General features: G+C 69.8%; 13 protein-coding genes. 3 read left to right on the forward strand and 10 right to left on the reverse strand.

What is annotated here, in order from left to right; all coding sequences use genetic code 11:
- Positions 1 to 17: 17 nt before the first annotated feature.
- Positions 18 to 2,030: a DUF6541 family protein gene (locus ATK30_RS17745; protein ID WP_101436522.1), complete on the forward strand. Its 2,013-nt coding sequence runs from the start codon at positions 18 to 20 to the stop codon at positions 2,028 to 2,030.
- A gap of 41 nt (positions 2,031 to 2,071) precedes the next feature.
- On the opposite strand, the gene ATK30_RS17750 is transcribed toward ATK30_RS17745, so the two are convergent.
- Complete coding sequence (locus ATK30_RS17750) at positions 2,072 to 2,959, reverse strand: LLM class flavin-dependent oxidoreductase (protein WP_101440906.1); 888 nt, start codon at positions 2,957 to 2,959, stop codon at positions 2,072 to 2,074.
- Between the two features lie 57 nt (positions 2,960 to 3,016).
- Here ATK30_RS17750 and ATK30_RS17755 point away from each other — a divergent pair, with 57 nt between their 5' ends.
- Complete coding sequence (locus ATK30_RS17755) at positions 3,017 to 3,841, forward strand: HAD family hydrolase (protein ID WP_244194644.1); 825 nt, start codon at positions 3,017 to 3,019, stop codon at positions 3,839 to 3,841.
- A gap of 4 nt (positions 3,842 to 3,845) precedes the next feature.
- Here ATK30_RS17755 and ATK30_RS17760 read toward each other — a convergent pair whose 3' ends face one another.
- Both ATK30_RS17760 and ATK30_RS17765 read right to left on the reverse strand, forming a co-directional pair.
- Positions 3,846 to 4,577, reverse strand: a complete 732-nt coding sequence (locus ATK30_RS17760) for a lysophospholipid acyltransferase family protein (protein ID WP_101436523.1) — start codon at positions 4,575 to 4,577, stop codon at positions 3,846 to 3,848.
- A 65-nt stretch (positions 4,578 to 4,642) separates the two neighbouring features.
- Positions 4,643 to 6,160, reverse strand: coding sequence for a hypothetical protein (locus ATK30_RS17765; RefSeq protein ID WP_101436524.1), 1,518 nt, complete (start codon positions 6,158 to 6,160; stop codon positions 4,643 to 4,645).
- Positions 6,161 to 6,383: 223 nt separating this feature from the next.
- On the opposite strand from ATK30_RS17765, the gene ATK30_RS17770 reads away from it, so the two are divergent.
- Positions 6,384 to 8,273 carry a DUF6541 family protein gene (locus ATK30_RS17770; protein ID WP_312877374.1) on the forward strand — a complete coding sequence of 630 codons (1,890 nt, stop codon included), beginning with the start codon at positions 6,384 to 6,386 and terminating at the stop codon, positions 8,271 to 8,273.
- 42 nt (positions 8,274 to 8,315) lie between these two features.
- Here ATK30_RS17770 and ATK30_RS17775 read toward each other — a convergent pair whose 3' ends face one another.
- The 7 genes from ATK30_RS17775 to ATK30_RS17805 all read right to left on the reverse strand — a co-directional run bounded on the left by ATK30_RS17775 (position 8,316) and on the right by ATK30_RS17805 (position 16,841).
- Positions 8,316 to 10,901, reverse strand: coding sequence for an arabinosyltransferase domain-containing protein (locus ATK30_RS17775; RefSeq protein WP_101436526.1), 2,586 nt, complete (start codon positions 10,899 to 10,901; stop codon positions 8,316 to 8,318).
- Positions 10,902 to 11,146: 245 nt separating this feature from the next.
- Positions 11,147 to 12,163, reverse strand: coding sequence for a lysylphosphatidylglycerol synthase transmembrane domain-containing protein (locus ATK30_RS17780; RefSeq protein WP_183122759.1), 1,017 nt, complete (start codon positions 12,161 to 12,163; stop codon positions 11,147 to 11,149).
- Between the two features lie 14 nt (positions 12,164 to 12,177).
- Entirely contained in the window at positions 12,178 to 13,422 is a 1,245-nt protein-coding gene (locus ATK30_RS17785) for an acyl-CoA reductase (protein ID WP_101436527.1), read from the reverse strand.
- Positions 13,419 to 14,471 carry a LuxE/PaaK family acyltransferase gene (locus ATK30_RS17790; protein WP_101436528.1) on the reverse strand — a complete coding sequence of 351 codons (1,053 nt, stop codon included), beginning with the start codon at positions 14,469 to 14,471 and terminating at the stop codon, positions 13,419 to 13,421. Before ATK30_RS17790 ends, ATK30_RS17785 begins: the two co-directional genes overlap by 4 nt.
- Complete coding sequence (locus ATK30_RS17795; RefSeq protein ID WP_101436529.1) at positions 14,468 to 15,874, reverse strand: AMP-binding protein; 1,407 nt, start codon at positions 15,872 to 15,874, stop codon at positions 14,468 to 14,470. Before ATK30_RS17795 ends, ATK30_RS17790 begins: the two co-directional genes overlap by 4 nt.
- A complete protein-coding gene (locus ATK30_RS17800; protein WP_101436530.1) occupies positions 15,871 to 16,605 on the reverse strand; it encodes an SDR family NAD(P)-dependent oxidoreductase in 735 nt (244 codons plus the stop codon). The genes ATK30_RS17795 and ATK30_RS17800 overlap by 4 nt, the downstream gene beginning before the upstream one ends.
- A complete protein-coding gene (locus tag ATK30_RS17805) occupies positions 16,602 to 16,841 on the reverse strand; it encodes an acyl carrier protein (RefSeq protein WP_101436531.1) in 240 nt (79 codons plus the stop codon). Before ATK30_RS17805 ends, ATK30_RS17800 begins: the two co-directional genes overlap by 4 nt.
- Positions 16,842 to 16,909 lie beyond the last annotated feature (68 nt).

The following is a 16,909-nucleotide window of genomic DNA, read 5'->3' on the forward strand; positions in this document are numbered from 1 at the left end:
CTACACAAGTGAGAAGCATGCCTGCACCAGACACCTTCTGGACTTATTTCGGCGCGGTCGCCACTTATCTGGCCGTGCTGGTGGTCCCGGGCGGCATCGTCGGGAGGGCCGCGGGATTGCGCGGCTGGGCCCTCGCCGGACTGGCGCCGTTGCTCAGCTATGCGGTCACCGGATTGGGCGGACCGTGGCTGGCGGCCGTCGGCCTTCCGTACAACGTCTTGACCGCCGCGGTCTGCACTGTGCTACTGGCGGGGGTCGCGTGGGGCGTCCGCAGGCTCTGCCTCGTGCGCGGCTGGATCAACCCCGGCGCGGAGGAGCCCCCGGTCGTCTGGAGCACCCGCGCGCACTGGTCGGTCGCCGCGTGCGTCGTGGTGGCGACGGCGCTGTCGATCGCCGTGGTTCTGTCCGCGCGCGGCGGGACGACCGCGGTCTTCCAGCGCTGGGACACCGTCTACCACGCGAACGGCGTCCGCTACATCGCCGACACCGGCGACGGCTCGCTCATCGGCATGAGCAAGATCAACTGGTACCCGGACGGCTCGTTCTACCCGAACGGCTACCACCTGGTCGCCGCGCTGGTGTACCAGATCTCCGGGACGAGCATCCCGGTCACGCTGAACGCGGTCACCATGCCGGTCGCGGGCATCTTCGCGCTGTCGATGGTCGCGGTGGTCCGCCAGATGGGCGGCCGGGCGGTCTTCGCGGGCTGCGCGGCTCTCATCGCCTCCGCGGCCACCACGGGCGCGTACGAGTCGGTGTCGAGCGGCCTGCTGCCGTACGCGCTGGGCGTCGTCCTGACACCGCTCATGGTGGTCTCGCTGCAGCGCTTCCTCGTACGCCCGGGCATCGACACCGGTCTGGTGCTCGCGCTCACTGTCGACGGCTTGCTTGTCGCGCATTCGAGCGCATTGTTCGGCGGCACGCTCTTCGCGGCTCCGCTGGTGCTGCAGCGCTGGTACCGGTCGCTTCGCGGGCTTCGAGTGGACGGTGTGCCCGAAGGCCGCGGCGGGCTGCGTGTGATCGGCGGCGACATCGTGCGCACGGTGCCGGTCATGGTGGTCGGGCTCGGGCTCGCCGCGCTGCAGATCCTGGGCGCGATCGGCTTCACCAACGGCGCGTACCCGTATCAGCCGTGGAATTCGGACCTGCCGGTCATGTCGGCGCTGAACATGCTCGCGACCTTCCAGCAGGTGCTGCACAAACCGCAGCTCTGGCTCACCGTGCTGCTCGTGGTCGGCGTGCTGAGCTTCCGCACGCTCGGCCGGATGCGCTGGCTGATCGTGTCCGCGATCGGGCTGTCCGGAATGTTCGTGCTGGTCACGTCCTACGGCGCCTCGCCGCTGGTGATCTCGCTGTCGCGGCCGTGGTGGAACGACCGGTTCCGGCTGATGGCGCTGGCCGCGATCCCGCTGTGCCTGCTCGCCGGGCACGGCATGGCGGAACTGCAGCGCTGGATCGCGCAGCTGATCCGCTCGGTCAGCTGGGCGAAGGCGCGGCCGAAGGTCGTGTCCAGGCTCGGGATCTCCGCGGCGGCGGTCGTCGTGGCCGTGACCGCGGTGCTGACCGGCGGGTTCTACCGCACCGCGAACGCCACCGCGGTGTCGTTCCTGTACTACAACGGCCCGGAGGGCGAGGTCACGCCGCCGGTCAGCCCGGACGAGATCGCGGCCATGGACTTCCTCGGCCGGATGGGCATCCCGGCGGACGAGAAGGTGCTGAACGACCGGCTGGACGGCACCGCGTGGATGTACGCGCTGACCGGCGTGCACCCGGTGGCGGGCCACTACGACGGCGGCGGCCCGATCTCGCCGGACGCGACGTACCTGGCGCTGCATTTCCGCGACTACGACCTCGACGTCCGCGTGCGCGAAGCGGTGCAGCGACTGAAGGTGCACCACGTGCTGGTCGGCAGCGGTTCGATCGCCAGAGGCGCGCAGATCGCCCCCGGGCTGCGGAACCTCATGGGCAGCGACTTCCTGCGGCTGGTCTACCGCAATCCCGGCGCGCAGATCTACACGATCATCAAGTGACCCTCGGGACCGCGGCCGGGCAAGGCCGCGGTCCCGAGTGCTTATTCGGCCTTGAGGCCCGGCAGCACTTCTTCGACGACCTTTTCCAGCACCGATTCGTGCCCCTCGTACGGCCCGCTCGACCGCGGCCAGTGCGCGATGACGTCGGTGAAGCCCAGCTCACGGGCCCGTTCGGTGGCCTCGCGGAACGCCGCGACGCTGCTGAGCGAGAACACCGGCGCCGCGTCGAGGCTCAGGTGCCGCTGGATGCCCGCCGGTTCGCGGCCGGCCGCTTCGAGCCGCTGGTCGAACGTGCGGACCAGCTCCGCGATGCCGGTCCACCATTCGTCGAGGGTGTCCCCGCCGCGACCGGTGGTGACCCAGCCCGCCCCGAACCGGGCGGCCAGCGTCATGGTGCGCGGGCCGTTGGCCGCGACCAGGAACGGCAGCCTCGGGCGCTGCACCGTGCCGGGCAGATTCCGCGCGCCGCGCGCGGCGTAGTACTCGCCGGAGAAGTCGAAGTTGTCGGTCATCAGCAGTCCGTCGAGGGCCTCGACGAACTCGGTGAAGCGGTCGACCCGCTGCCGCGCGGTCAGCTCCGGTGCGGCGAGCACCTGCGCGTCGTAGCGCGAACTGTCCACGCCGGCGCCGACGCCCAGCACGAACCGCCCGTCGGACACGTCGTCGAGGGTGATCAGCTCGCGCGCGAACGGCACCGGGTGCCGCGCGACCGGAGAGGCGACGAAGGTGCCCAGCCGGATCGTGGAGGTGACCATGGCGGCCGCGGTGAGGGTGGGCACAGCGGAGAACCACGGCCCGTCGACCAGCGATCGCCAGCCGAGATGGTCGTAGGTCCACGCGTGGTCGAAGCCGTACTCCTCGGCCGCGCGCCACTTCGGCTCGGCTGCCCACCAGCGGTCTTCAGGAAGAATTACGATGCCTGCTCGCACGAGGCCGACCGTAACGTCCGGCACTGACATTCGCTCGAACGGGCGGCGACCGGGAGAATGGGACGGGTGGAGAAACCCCGGTTGATCGCATCCGATGTCGACGGCACCCTGCTCGGCCCCAGCGAACAAGTGACGCCGCGCACGGTGGCGGTCGTCCAGCGGATCCTGGCCGGTGACGTGCCGTTCGTGCTGTGCACCGGCCGCCCGCCGCGCTGGATCGCGCCGATCGCCGAGCCGCTCGGGCTGACCGGGTACGCGGTGTGCGCCAACGGAGCCGTCCTGCTCGACATCGGCACCGATTCGGTGGTCGCGGTGCACGGCGAACTCAAGCCGAAACTGCTGCACGACCTGGCCTCGGCGCTCGACAAGGCGCTGCCCGGCTGCCGGCTGGCGGCGGAACGGATCAGCACCGGGTCGGTCGACCACGAACTGCGCAACTTCGTGATCGAGCCCGAGTACCACAACCCGTGGGGCGACGAGGAGAGCCGGACCGCGCCGCGGGCGGAGGTGCTCGGGAAAACGGCGATCAAGCTGCTGGTCAGCCGTCGAGGGATGACGTCGGAGGAGATGGCCGAGGCGGCGAGCGCGGTGCTCGACGGCGCGGTGGACGTCACGTACTCGTCGTCGGGCGGGCTGATCGAACTCTCCGCACACGGCGTGACGAAGGCGACCGGGCTCGCGGACATCGCCGAACGCTTCGACGTGCCCCAGTCCTCGGTGATCGCCTTCGGCGACATGCCCAACGACGTCGAGATGCTGCAGTGGGCCGGCCACGGCGTCGCGATGGCCAACGGCCACCCGGCCGTCCTGGCCGTGGCGGACGAGATCACCGGCCCGGCCGCGGAGGACGGCGTGGCTCAGGTGCTGGAGCGCTGGTTCTAGGCGCTCACGAACGGCGGTCGAGCGCGGCGGCTTCCTCCGGCGTCGGCGCGCTGCCGCCGAGGTGGGCGGGCAGCCACCAGCGTTCGGCGTCGCTTTCCGGGATCTCCGGGTACTCCGCCTGCGCCTTCTCCAGCAGCTCCGACATCCGGGCCCGCAGGTCCGTCGTCAGCGCTTCGCACGAGTCGTCCGGGCCCGGACGCATCGGCTCGCCGATCACCACGGAAATCGGCACGTGCCTGCGGGTGAGGTCCTTCGGACGGCCCTTCGTCCACAGCCGCTGCGTGCCCCACAGCGCCATCGGGACCACCGGCACGCCCGCCTCGGCGGCCATCCGGACCGCGCCGGTCTTGATGTCCTTCACGGTGAACGACTGGCTGATCGTGGCCTCCGGGAAGACGCCGACGACCTCGCCCGCGCGCAGTCGCGCCACGGCCTCGTCGTAGGACGCCTGTCCGGCCGCGCGGTCCACCGGGATGTGGTGCATGCCGCGCATCAGCGGACCGGCGATCCGATTGCTGAAGATCTCCTGCTTGGCCATGAACCGCACGAGCCGCTTCGCCGGACGGGCGCCGAGGCCGCAATAGATGAAGTCCAGGTAGCTGACGTGCGTGCAGGCGAGCACCGCACCGCCGCGCGCGGGGACGTTCTCGGCGCCGGTCACCCGGAGACGGTTGTCGAGCAGCCGGAACATCAGCCGCGCGGCAACCAGGACGGGCGGGTACACGAAGTCAGCCATGCGACCAAGGCTACGGGACCGTAGGTTTCCCGCCGGTAGGTCGCGCGGGTCGGCTCCGCCACACTTCAGGGGCAGGACACGTAGTGGAAGTCCGGGGCGCGGTCGAGCTCGTCGACGAGCTGGCTGGCGTCGTCGGCGCGCGGATAGACCGAGATCCAGAACGGTGTCCCGATGCGCCGGAAGGTCGCGACGCGGTACCAGGCGGGCAGGTCGTCGGCACAATCCTGACGGCTGGCGTATCCGGACCGGCCGGGCACGGCGACCGTCGACCGTTCCGCGTCCAGCCCGACGACCAGCACCTTCGAACCGGCGCGGCTCGCGAGCAGCCCTGGTGACCCGGCGCTCACCACGGATCCCGGCGGCAGGTAGCGGGCGAGCCAGTCGCCGACCTCGGCCAGCTGCGCGCCCTGCGTCCTCCAGGCCCGCACGCGCTCCAGCACCTCGGGGCTGAACACCGAAACGGCCACCGCGATCCCGGTGAGCGCCGCGGCGACCGCCGGAACCGCCCGGGAAACCGCTCCCGGCCTCGGCGCCGGAGTGAGGATTCCGCACCCGGCCACCGCGGCGACCGCGAGCAACGGCGGCACCGGCACGAGCAGCCGCCACGAAAGTCCCGGATCCTTCTCGAAGAACAGCACGATCCCGGCGTGGCCGATGGCGAGCGCCAGCAACAACCACAACGCCGACCGGGCTTCGACCGAGCGTCCCCGGGCCGCGACCAGTCCCGCCACGACCGCGGCGGGGACGAGAAACCCCAAGTGCGCCAAGGCGAAGCCGCCCAGATACGGCCAATCGGGACCGGACGGCAGCTCCGCGGCGGGCACGAAGCGGTCGTAATAGGTGACGCGCCAAGCCGTCCACGGAACCAGGAACACCAATGCGCCCAGCACAAAACCGACCGGTGCCCACCAGGTATGCCGCCCTCGCGCGGCAGCTGAAACGAGCCATACCGCGCCGACGACAGCGAGCACCAGCCCTTCGGGACGCGTCATCACCGCGCTGGCCACGAGCACCCCGGCAACCACCGGCCGCCCCGCGACCACTGCGTACGCGACGCAGAGCACGAGCAACGAGAACATCGGCAGCTCAGTGCCCGAAAGCCCGTACACCGCGAGCCCGTTCGCCCCCGCGGTCAGCAACGCGGCCGCGACCCCGATCGCCCGCCGCGGCTCAACCCCTTCCGGCAAACCGAGCGCGGCAATGCGATTGGCGAGGAAATACGCCGTCAACACGCATCCCAACGCCGCCGCGCAACTCAATATCATGGCTGCCGTCGGCACTTCCGCGCCGAATGCGCCGCGCGGCAATGCGATCACGACGAGCCAGAGGAAATTCGCGTACGTCTCGCTGCGGTCGCCCATAGTGAATACCGGGCCATTGCCGTCGGCGATGTTCTGCGCGTACCGGAAACTGACGTACGCGTCCTCGGTCGCGGTGGCGAACAACAGCTGATGCAGCAACGAAAACCCGAGAACGAAAAGAAGAACCGCGACCCGCCATCGCCGGTCCTGCCCCATTCGCCGCCAAGCGGCGACGACCAGCGCGGCAAGCGCCAGCCATCCCCCCACGACCGCGTAAACCACGCGCCCCCTGCCTCCCGCGCCCCTCACCCGTCCAGCCGACCCCCTGGCGGACCGCTCCTCACCGGTTCCAGTCAAGCGCGCGGCCGCGCTCCGCCGACATCAGCCGTTCGAGTGTATGTGGGTGCCCGCTAGTCTGGGTCCGAATTCAATCCGCCACGGCGGGGGCCGGCGGATGCCCCGTGACCTGAGGAAGACTGTGCCGAGCGAACCCACTTTGCTGTCCGTGGCAGCCAGCATCGCCTGTTGCCTGCTCGTGCTCGGAATTCCCGGGCTCGTCACCGGTCTCGCCGCCGGTCTGCGCGGCTGGCTGCTGGCCGGGCTGACCCCGTTGCTGAGCTACGCGATCGGCGGGCTCGCTGGTCCGTGGACGGCGGCGATCGGCCTGCCCTTCAACGCCTGGACCTTCGCACTGACCACGGTGATCTTCGCCGCTGTCGCGTTCGGACTCCGGCGGCTCACCGTGCGCCGGTGGCCGCCCGAACCGGAACCTCGGGCCTGGGAACCGCGGGCGAACTGGGCAGTCGGCGCGTGCCTCGTCCTCGCGACGGCGATCGGGTTCTACACGGCCGTGCACGGCATGGGCCACCTCGGCGCGATCGCTCAGGGCGGCGACGCCCCGTACGCGGCCAACGGCGTGCGCTACATCGCCGAAAGCGGCGACGGCAGCCTCTTCGGCATGAGCAAGCTGAACTGGTACGGCGACGGCGCCGCGCCGTTCTACCCCAACGCCTACCACCTGCTCGCTTCCGTGCAGTACACGCTCAGCGGCGGCTCGATCCCGCTGACCCTGGACGTCAACACCGCTCTGTTGCCGGGGTTGCTGGCCCTTTCGCTCGTGGTGATGGTGCGGGCGTTCCGCGGCCGCGCGGTGCTGGCCGGGGCCGTCGCGCTCGCGTCGGTCGCGCCGGTGATGGGCCTGTACGAGTCGATGAATCGCGGCCCGCTGTTCCCCTTCCTGCTGGGCATCGCCCTGACCCCGCTGGCCGCCGTGGTGCTGCGCCGCTACCTCGACCGGGTCGCGCCGGACACCGGCTTCGTGCTGATGGTCGCGGCGATCGGCCTGCTGTGCGTTCACTCGTCCGCGTTGTTCGGCGCGATCCTGTTCGCCGGGCCGCTGCTCGTGCAGCGCTGGATCGAGCGGTGGCGCTCGATCGGACGGGATCTGCTGGCGCTGCTGCCGATCGCGGCGGTGTCGGTTCTCGTCGCGTCGCTGCAGTTGTTCGGCGCGCTGGGACAGGCGAGCAGCTGGGGATATCTCGGCTGGCCCAGCGAATGGCGGGCGACGACCGCGCTCGGCGCGCTGCTCGGGTTCCAGCACTTCGAGCCGCGCCCGCAGATCTGGCTGTCGGCGGCGCTGCTCGTCGGCTTCATCTTCTTCCGCAGGCTCGGCGCGCTGCGCTGGATCGGGCTGACCGCGCTGATCACCGGCCTGTTCTACATGGCGGTGTCCTCCTCGGACGCGCCCCTGGTGATGGCACTGTCGCGGCCGTGGTGGGACGACCCGTACCGGTTCATCACGATGGCGATCGTGCCGCTGTCGTTCATCGCCGGCCACGGCGTCGCGGCGCTGCACGAATGGCTGAAGGAACGGCTGCCTTCGCGGGTGCCGCCGGCCGTGCTCGCCGCGGTGGTGCTGCTCGCTTTCACCGGCGTCACGAAGGGCCTGTACACCCGGACCAACAGCGACGTGGTCGCCGGCGGCTACCACAGCCCTGATCCGCGCACCCAGAACATCACGCCCGGCGAGGAACGCGCGATGGTGGAGTTGGGCAAGCTGGCCAAGCCCGGCGAATGGGCGATGAACGACCGCTACGACGGCACGACGTGGACGTACGCCCTCAGCGGGGTCCGAACCGTCGCCGCCCACGACGACGGCTCCCGCCCGCCGTCGGACGCGGTACTGCTCGCCGCGCATTTCCGAGACTACGAAACGGATCCGGCGGTCCGTGCCGCGGTGGCACGGCTCAACGTCCACTGGGTGATCCTGGGCCGCCCGGCCGCGCCGCCGAAGCCCGCGTACGCGAACGAAGGCCTGATCGGACTGGACGGGCTGCCGTTCCTGAAAGAGGTCTACCGCAATGAGGACGCGGTGATTTACCAGGTGAATCGCTGAGCTTGAGCGCTTCCGGCTCTCGAAGCCCAGGGCCAGAACCGTTCAGCCTCCGGGCGGGGCCTGGCCGACGTAATCCTGGCTGGCGTACGGGGGATCCCGATGCCAGCCAGGCTGATCGGCGACGGTCTTGCGGACGTCATACGCGCCGACGGGGTACCGGTAGTCGACCGCGAGCAGGAGACCGGTGAGTTCCGGGTCGTTGACCAGTCGCGACGGGAGTTCGCGGTAGGCGGCGACCTTGGTCATCGGGGCGAACGCACCGCCGTGCGGTTTGGCGGCGCGCGTGAGGTCGCCGTCGAAGCGATACGGGCCCGGTGCTACGACGACGGTCGCCGGAGCTTCGAGCAGACCGTCGGCGAGCTGGGGAAACCGCGCGCACGGGAACCAGAAGGAAATGGGCCAGTCCACCAGGGTCGGTCCGGGTTGCCCGGCGATGACCTGGCTGAGCGTCCGGTCGGTGCCGTCGACCGTGATGGCGTCGGAAGCACCGCACGTCGAACCGGTCACGGAATGGAGATTGGACGCGACCGTGGACCAGGCACCGCGGTTGTGCTGGTTCACCGCGGCCTTGGTGAGCAGCCCGGCGGTAAGCGGCGGCATCACCAGCACGGAAAGCCCGGCGATCGCGACAACGGTCCAGCCGATCCAGCGGACCGGCGCGGGAGCGACGTCATGCGAGCCCCTTCCCCACCGGCGAACGACCAGCATGATCGCGGCCGCCGTCACCGCGCCGGCCACCAAGATGAGCACCGGGTTGGCGAGGACGCCGTGGAGGAGTTTCTTGTTCAGCTGCGGCATCCCCAGGCGGTGGTAGGCCCACCACGAGTTGATGCCGTTGAAGGCAACGCTGGTCAGCAGCAGGACGAGGAACAACGCACTGAGCCGGAAGACCCAGCCGACGTGCTCCCTGGCGAAGGCGCGGGGAAGTCCGGACAGCCCGAAAGCCAGCACGAGCACGGTGAAGAACGCGAGTGCGAAGAAGTGCGAACCGATCTTCGTAGGAGTGAACACCAGGGTCGCGAGCCCGAGGCCGTACCAGGCGAACGGCCAGCCGAACGGACCGGAGAAAGTGCTCCCGTCCCGGTGCCGCACCCGTAGCGCCAGCACGATGACCGTCAGTCCGATGGCCAGCAGGACCGGAAGCCTGCGCATCGGGTGCTGCTCGAACTGGAACTCGTCGGAGATGCCCCCGCCGAGCAGCATCTGGTACCGGTTGAACTCGTGATGCCAGCTCAGGTCCGCGCCGTACCAGTAGCGCGCTCCGGCGGAGTCGAGGAAACCGCCGAGACCGGTGGCCTGGAAAGCGATCGGTACCGCGACAGTCATCGCGGCCAGAGTGAGGACGAGCAGGATGACGCGGTCGGGCAAGGCGGTCAGCCGCCGGCACGTGTAGACGAGACCGATGGCGAGCGGGACCACCGCGAGGAAGCCCGTGGACGTCACCGTGAACGACAGCCCTGCCGCCACCGCGCCCACGAGCAGCCAGGCAGGTGCCTGCGTCAAATGCGCTCGAACGGCAGCGTAGCCGCTCACAGCTACGCACAACGCCACGAACGGTTCTGGCCGGAGTCCGGCGCCTCCGGGCATCCAGGCGACGAAGAACGCCGCGGCGAACAGCCAATGAGGTACCCGCGGCCGGTCGGTATAGCGGCGTACCAGGCGCACGACGCCGAGCGCGAGCCCCCACATCGCGAGGCCGGCAAGCATTACCGGGATCCGCAACCACAGCGGCGACCAGGAAAAATGGAACAGCGGAGCGAACAGATACTGCAGTCCCACCGCGGGCGTTTCTGCCGCGTTCAAGGACATGTAGTAATCACCGGCGTACCCGGCGGCGCCGAAGTTCCGGTGCATGCCGAGGAACCAGCCGTCGTCCACGCTTTGCGGGCCAAGAATCCCCCACGCCACGATCCCGGCCGCGGCCAGCCCGGTCCACACCAGGTCGGCCGCCCGCCGCCTGCTCGCGTCGACCTCGCGGGGCCGGTCACGCTTGCCGAAGAAGCAGAACCCGGCTACCAGACACGCCAGCACTCCGAGCGCGCAGCCGATCATGAGGATCGATTTGAGCGGCGTGGGCGAGGTCTGGAATCGCGCGTCAGCCTGCGCGTGTGCCGAGACTGTGTCCGCTGCCTGCGCGGGCGGCAGGTCGGTGACAAAAGCGACCACCTGCGGGACCAGAGTGTCGATCCGGGTCAGCTCCCGTAGCTGAGAACCGTCGGCCACGGAAACCACCAACTGCCGGCCCTCGGCGTGCAGGCGGTAGGAACAATCCGCCGACGGTGCCTTTCCCAGCGCGTGTTCGCGGTCGGCGACCGCAAGGAACAGCTGCTGGTCGCGCGTGACGAGCGACATCCCCCATTTGCGTGCGCCGTCCGCGTCCGGCGGAAAAGTAGCGAACGCCGTGACCGCTCCCGAGCCCACGGAGGCCGACACGGCCGAGCAGGCCAGCGACACGTCGAGCTGCAACGGCCGGTAGGGCATGAACATCGCGACCGTGGACGAGGCCGGCTGCCCCTCCTTGGGCCAGCTCACGTCCACCTGGTCGGACCGCACCGGCGCGAACGGGATTGCCAGCGCGAGGGCGATCGTCCCCGCGCCGAGCGCCAGCAGCCACCGCGAGGAAGACATCCGCGGTCTTCGCTTCGCATGCTTTGCCCGGAAGGCTGTCAAGGAGCACGACCAATCAGTTCATCGCGGCGCGGAAAGGGTTCCGCTGTCGAACGCGGGCACCGCCGAGCGGCTAGGGATATGTCCCTATTGAGAATAATCCGCGGAATACCGGATTTCGTTACCCCGAGCACGAACAGCGTGCTCACCGCGCAGGCAAAAAAAGGAGGCCGCCCGAGTACGGGCGACCTCCTCGGATGCCTGAATCAGGCCGCGTCCACCTCAGCCGGACGTCGAGCCGCCACCTTGGCCGCCAGCGCCGCGAAACCGGCGGTCAGCAGGTCCGCGACCGTGAACATGACTCGCGACGCGACCGCGAACGCCGTTGCCTGGCCGACGGTCAGGCCGCTCGCCGTGAGGACCGCGACCTGGGCGACCTCGCGGACGCCGACGCCGCTGGGCAGGATGAACGCGAACGTGCCGACCGTCATCGCGACGGCCATCGCGCCGATGCACAGGATCAGGCCGTTGAAGCCGGGCGCGCCGACCGAGTTCGCCAGCAGCCACAGGTGCACGCCCTGGAACACCCAGGCACCCATGGAAGCGCCGAACGCCTTCAGCACCACGCCCCAGCCGAGCGGTTCGGCGAGCGGCGGGCGGCGCAGGATCTTCAGCACCAGCGACGTGCCCCAGCTCAGGATGCGCGGGTGCAGCAGCGCGAGGCCGACCGGGATCAGCACGAACAGCCACATCGCGCGCGGGCTGTTGCTGAAGAGCGCCGGCGCCGCGAGCAGCGACACGACCAGCGCCGACACGACGCCAAGGCCGAGCTGGATCAGCGAGCCGGTGAAGATCCGGGCTCGCGCCAGGCCCGCCTTGCGGCCCAGTTCCATCTGCAGCAGGTACGCCCAGACCGAACCGGGCACGTACTTGCCGAGCGAGCCGACCAGGCAGATCTGCGCGCCGCGGGCGTAGCCGACCGGCTTGCCGCCCAGGTGGTCGACCAGGACCTGCCAGCCCCAGACGGACACGAGGATCGACACCATCAGCGCCACCAGGCTCAGCACCGACGACTGCCAGGCGACGTCCGCCAGCGTGTGCCAGAACTCGTGCCAGTTGGACGCGAGGCTCTTCGCCGCGAAGCCGATCACCAAGAGGATGGCGACCCAGCGCACGACGTCGAGCACCCGCGCCTTGGTGGACTTGCGGGCTTTCCCGGTGGGCGGGGCGTCCTCGGTGGGCGGGGCGTCATCCCCCGGCGTCGGCGTACGAACGGTCGTCACTGCCTCTCAGCTCCTCAGGCCTCTACCGTGACCAGCCGGCTGAACTCGGACAGCAGGTCGTAGCCGTCCCAGACTCCGGCGAACGTGAGGGCCGACCCGAAGGGCACGACCCGGTCCACCCCCCGTCCGGCGAGCGCCGTCACGAATCCGGTCAGTTCCTCGCGGGTGAACCCGAACTGGCTCACGGTCTGGTCTTTGCGCCGCACGATCGGGACCAGCTCGTCCAGCGACGCCACCGAGGCGTTCGCGAACGTGCCCGCGCCCAGCCATTCGCGCGGCATCACCGTGGCGTCGGCCAGCTCCAGCGTCGCCAGCGCGTTGCCGTCGAAGCGGATCGACGACACCAGCCCGTCGACCGCCGCACCGTAGGCCGACACCCGCTTCTGCACGGCCATCGCGGGCTCGGTGACGTGCTGTTTCGCTGTCAGCACCTCGGCGAGCAGCTCGCGGAACTCCTGTCCGGCGGCCCGCGCACCCGTCGCGTCGCCGACCCAGAACACCGCGCGCGGCGACGAGCAGGCGGCCTGGTCGAACCAGTACGAGTCGTTGTAGAAGCCCTCGGCGGCGGCCTTGCGCTGCTCCGGCGCGGCCTCCTGCCAGCCGCGCACCGACGCGATCGCGAACGACGAGCGGTCCGGGAAGGTGAGGTCCCGCGCGTGCGGGGCCAGCGGGTACTTCCGCAGCGCGGCCACGGAGGCGTCGCCGCCCCAGATCACCCGCAGGTCCGCGGCCAGCGACAACGCGCCGCTGACCTCGTCGCTGCGGTCGTAGGTGACCATGCGCTGGGTGGCCCGGATGGTGGCCGCGGTTTCCGGCGACACGTCTTCGAGCGCCGCGTTCAACGCTTCCAGCACGGCCTCGGCGGCACCGGCCGAGCGCGAAGACACGCGCACGACGTTGCTGTTGCCCGCCAAGGCTGACAGCGCCCACGAGTACACGAAAATGGTGTCCACGTTCGCCGGCGGCACGTGGAAAACGAGCCCGCGCGGGAACCGCAGCGAAGTGCCCGTGGTTTCCAAAGTGGACAGTGACTTCGCGAGTTCTCCCTTGCGCAGGAAGAAACCCAGCGAGGCCAGCTCCGGGAAACGACGCGCCAGCGCGGGGGCGAGCAGCTTGCGCGCGAACTTGGTGACGAACTCGACCACCCGCGGGTCGCCGACCGTCAACCGGCCGCCGGGCGGCTCCTCGCGCAGTTCGTCGAGCACCGCGTCGACCGAAACCGGGTCGCCCAGCGGAAAACGCTGTTCCACCGCACTCACGCAGCGGCTCCCGTGAACGTGTCCGAGCACCCGCGGGCCTCGGCCTTCGGCAGCCTGCCCAGCACCGAGAAGTGCTTGCCGGGCCAGTCGCCGTCGTCAATGCCGTTGTACACACCGAGATCCTCGGTGAGCAACACGTGTCCCGGGTACGACCGCGGCAGCGTGCTCACCACCTCGATGACACCCGGCTTGCCGACCGGCTGTTCTTCCCAGGTCTCCGGGTCGCGGATCACGACGTCGGCGAAATCGGGGCAGTACAAGGAATTCCCGGACGGACCCTCGAGAAACACGGTGCCGATCTGCTCGATCATCCCGTAGTAGTTGTGGATCCGGGTGAGGCCGGTGTCCGCCGCGAACCGGCGGCGGAACTCGCTGTTGTCCACCGCGCGGTCGATCAGCTTCTTCCACCCGCCGGAGTGAATGAGGATGCCGTTCGACAGGTCGAGCTTGTGCTCGCGGGCGACCTCGTAGAGGTACTGCCACACCATGAAGGTGAAGCCGAAGATCAGGAACGGGCGGTCCCCGTACTCGGCGAGGAACTTCTTCACCGCCTCGACGTCCGGCTTGTCGTTCTCGTCGAGCACGTAGGTGTGCTTGCGCCCGAAGTTCGCCATGCCGAGCACGCCCGCGCCGCGCGCCGAGAACGACCGGCGGTTCTTGATGATGCCGATGGTGTCGACCATCAGCATCGGCAGCCGCTCGCCGCCCAGCACCTCCTGCAGGGTGGCGCCGAGCTGCTTCGTCTGTGCGGCCGCCGCTTCCTTGTCGAGGTAGATCCGCGACGCACCGGCCCCGGTGGTCCCCGAGGACGTGAGGGTCTTGAACACCTCGCTGTCCGGAATGGACTTCAGGTCGTGCGTTTTGAACATGCGCACCGGCAGCCACGGCAGGTCGGCGATCGTGTCGAACGACGCGTCCGGCGCGAAACCGAGCGAGGACAGGATGCGTTCGTACCCGGCGGAGTTCGCCCGGTGGTGCGCGGTCAGCTCCACCAGCTCCGGGAGCAGCGCCGCCTCCCGCTCCGCCTGCGAGCGCGTGAACACACTCATACCCGTCCTTCCAGCGACCGGTAGTCGATCTTGCCGCTGGCCAGCAGCGGCACGGTGTCGATCGGACGCACGTCGAACCCGCTGGCGTGCAGGTGCAGCCGCTCCGCCAGCGCCCGCGACGCGTCCTTGCAGATCGCCTTCGCGCCGTCGCCCTCGGGCAGTTCGGCGAACAGCACGACCTTGTCGCCCGCCGCCACCGCGGCCACCACGTCGATGCCCACCGCGGCCGTGCGCACGGCCTGCTCCAGGTCGTCGAGGCTGACCCGGTTGCCGAACACCTTGCCGATCCGCTTGAGCCTGCCGGTGATGTAGAGGTACCCCTCCTCGTCGAGGTACCCGAGATCACCGGTGGCCAGCGTGCCGCCGTATTCGTCGCCCGCGCTCAGTCCCGCTTCGTCCTCCGCGTAACCCATCATCACGTTGGGTCCACGGTAAAGGACCTCACCGACAATTTTGGGATGCGTGGTTTCCTCGCCGTCGTCGCGGCGGATGGCGAACGAGCCGCCGGGCAGCGCCGGACCGGCCGAACCGATCTTGTCCGCGAGCCGCTCCGCGGGCAGCGTGGTCATGCGCGGGGAGGCCTCGGTCTGCCCGTACATGACGTACATCCGGCCACCGACCGCGAGCATCTTCTCGTTGAATTCCGCGACCAGTTCGTCCCGCAGTTTCCCGCCCGCCTGGGTGAGGGTGCGCAGGGTCGGATACTTCGCCGGATCGAACTTGAGCCGGCGCAGCATTTCGTAGTGATAGGGCACGCCGGATAGCGAAGTCACACCGTATTCCTTGACCGCATCCCAGAATCCGCGACCCAAAACCCCAGACGATTCGATAACCACCGTCGCGCCGCGCACAAGATGCGAATTCAGCACCGAAAGGCCGTAGCTGTAGTGCAGCGGCAGACAGGTCGGCGCGACCTCGTCCGCGTCGATCTTCAGCACCTGCGCGATGGCGTCGGCATTGGCCAGCAGCCCGTCGCGGGACAGCCGGACGAGCTTCGGATTGCCGGTGGATCCGCTGGTCGGCAGCAGTACGGCCAGGTCGGGGTGCGGCTCGACGCCCTCGGCGGAGTCGCGCACCCAGTCGGACCCACGGGTGGTGTACCCGGACGGCGCGTCGCCGGACGCCGCGAGCACGGCGGCCGGGCGGAAGCGTTCGACCAGGCCGATCAGCACGTCGGCGTCCAGCGCCGGGTCGATCAGCGCGATCGCCCGGCCGCCCTCGAACGCGCCGAGGTAGGTCAGCACGCTGTCGAGGTCGACGGACATCCGGGCGAACACGACGCCCACCGGCAGCTTGGCCAGCTCGTCGGTCTTCCGGGCCACCTCGGCGGACAGTTCCGCGTCGTCCAGCGTGCGGCCCCCGGCCACGTCGATCAGCCGGGAACCCGCACCCACCAGAGTCACAGCACCAAGCCTCCGTCGATCCCCAGGACCTGCCCGGTCACGAACGACGCCTCGTCGCTCGCCAGGAACCGGATCACCGCCGCGACCTCCTCGGCCTGGCCGAGGCGGCCGAGCGGGGTCTTGGCGACGTTCGAGGCGCGGGCGTCCTCGCTCAGGCTTTCCGTGAGGGCGGTTTCGATCACGCCAGGGGCGACCGCGTTGACCCGGATGCCGGAGCGGCCGAGTTCCTTCGCCGCCGACCGCGCGATGTTCGCGACCGCCGCCTTCGAGGCCGCGTAGACCGTCTGGCCCGCGCTGCCGTACTCGCCGACCACCGAGGCCAGCACCACGATCGCGCCGGTTTTCTTGCGCATCATGGCTCGCGCGGCCGCCTGCACGGTGTGCAGCGTGCCGGCGACGTTCGTGGACAGCGTCCGGTCGACGTCGTCCGGGCGGATCATGCCGAGCAGGCCGCCCTCCATGATCCCGGCGTTGGCGACCGCGACATCCAGCCGGCCGTGCTCCTTGGCCACGTCCTTCACCACGGCGGCGACGGCCTTCGCGTCGGTGACGTCGAGCGCGCGGCCGCTGACCGAGGGGCCCACCGAAGCGGCGGTCTCCTTGGCGGCGGTCTCGTCGCGGCCGGTGAGCACCACGGTGGCCCCGGCCTCGGCGAGCGCGCGGACGGTGGCCAGGCCGATGCCCCTGGTGCCCCCGGTGACCAGTGCGACCTTCCCCGCGAACGTGCTCACGCCTGCCCCTGCAGCTCCTTGACCATGTCCACGGCCACCTTGAAGCTGCTCATGTCGATCACCTGGTCGGTGTCGAATTCGACGTCGAACTCGTCCTCGATCGCCGCGACCAGCGCCATGTGGCCGACCGAGTCCCACGCCTCGATGTCGCGGTACTTCAGGTTCTCGACGTCGACCCCGTCGTCGAGCTGGAGAGCGTCGATGAAGACTTCCTTCAGCTTGTCCTGCACAGCCATGTCTACCCGGCACTTCCTTCTCGAATGGGGCTGGTGACCCTGTTGACCACTGTCGACGGTACCAACCG

This window comes from Amycolatopsis echigonensis (genome assembly GCF_002846615.1).
Classification (GTDB): domain Bacteria; phylum Actinomycetota; class Actinomycetes; order Mycobacteriales; family Pseudonocardiaceae; genus Amycolatopsis; species Amycolatopsis echigonensis.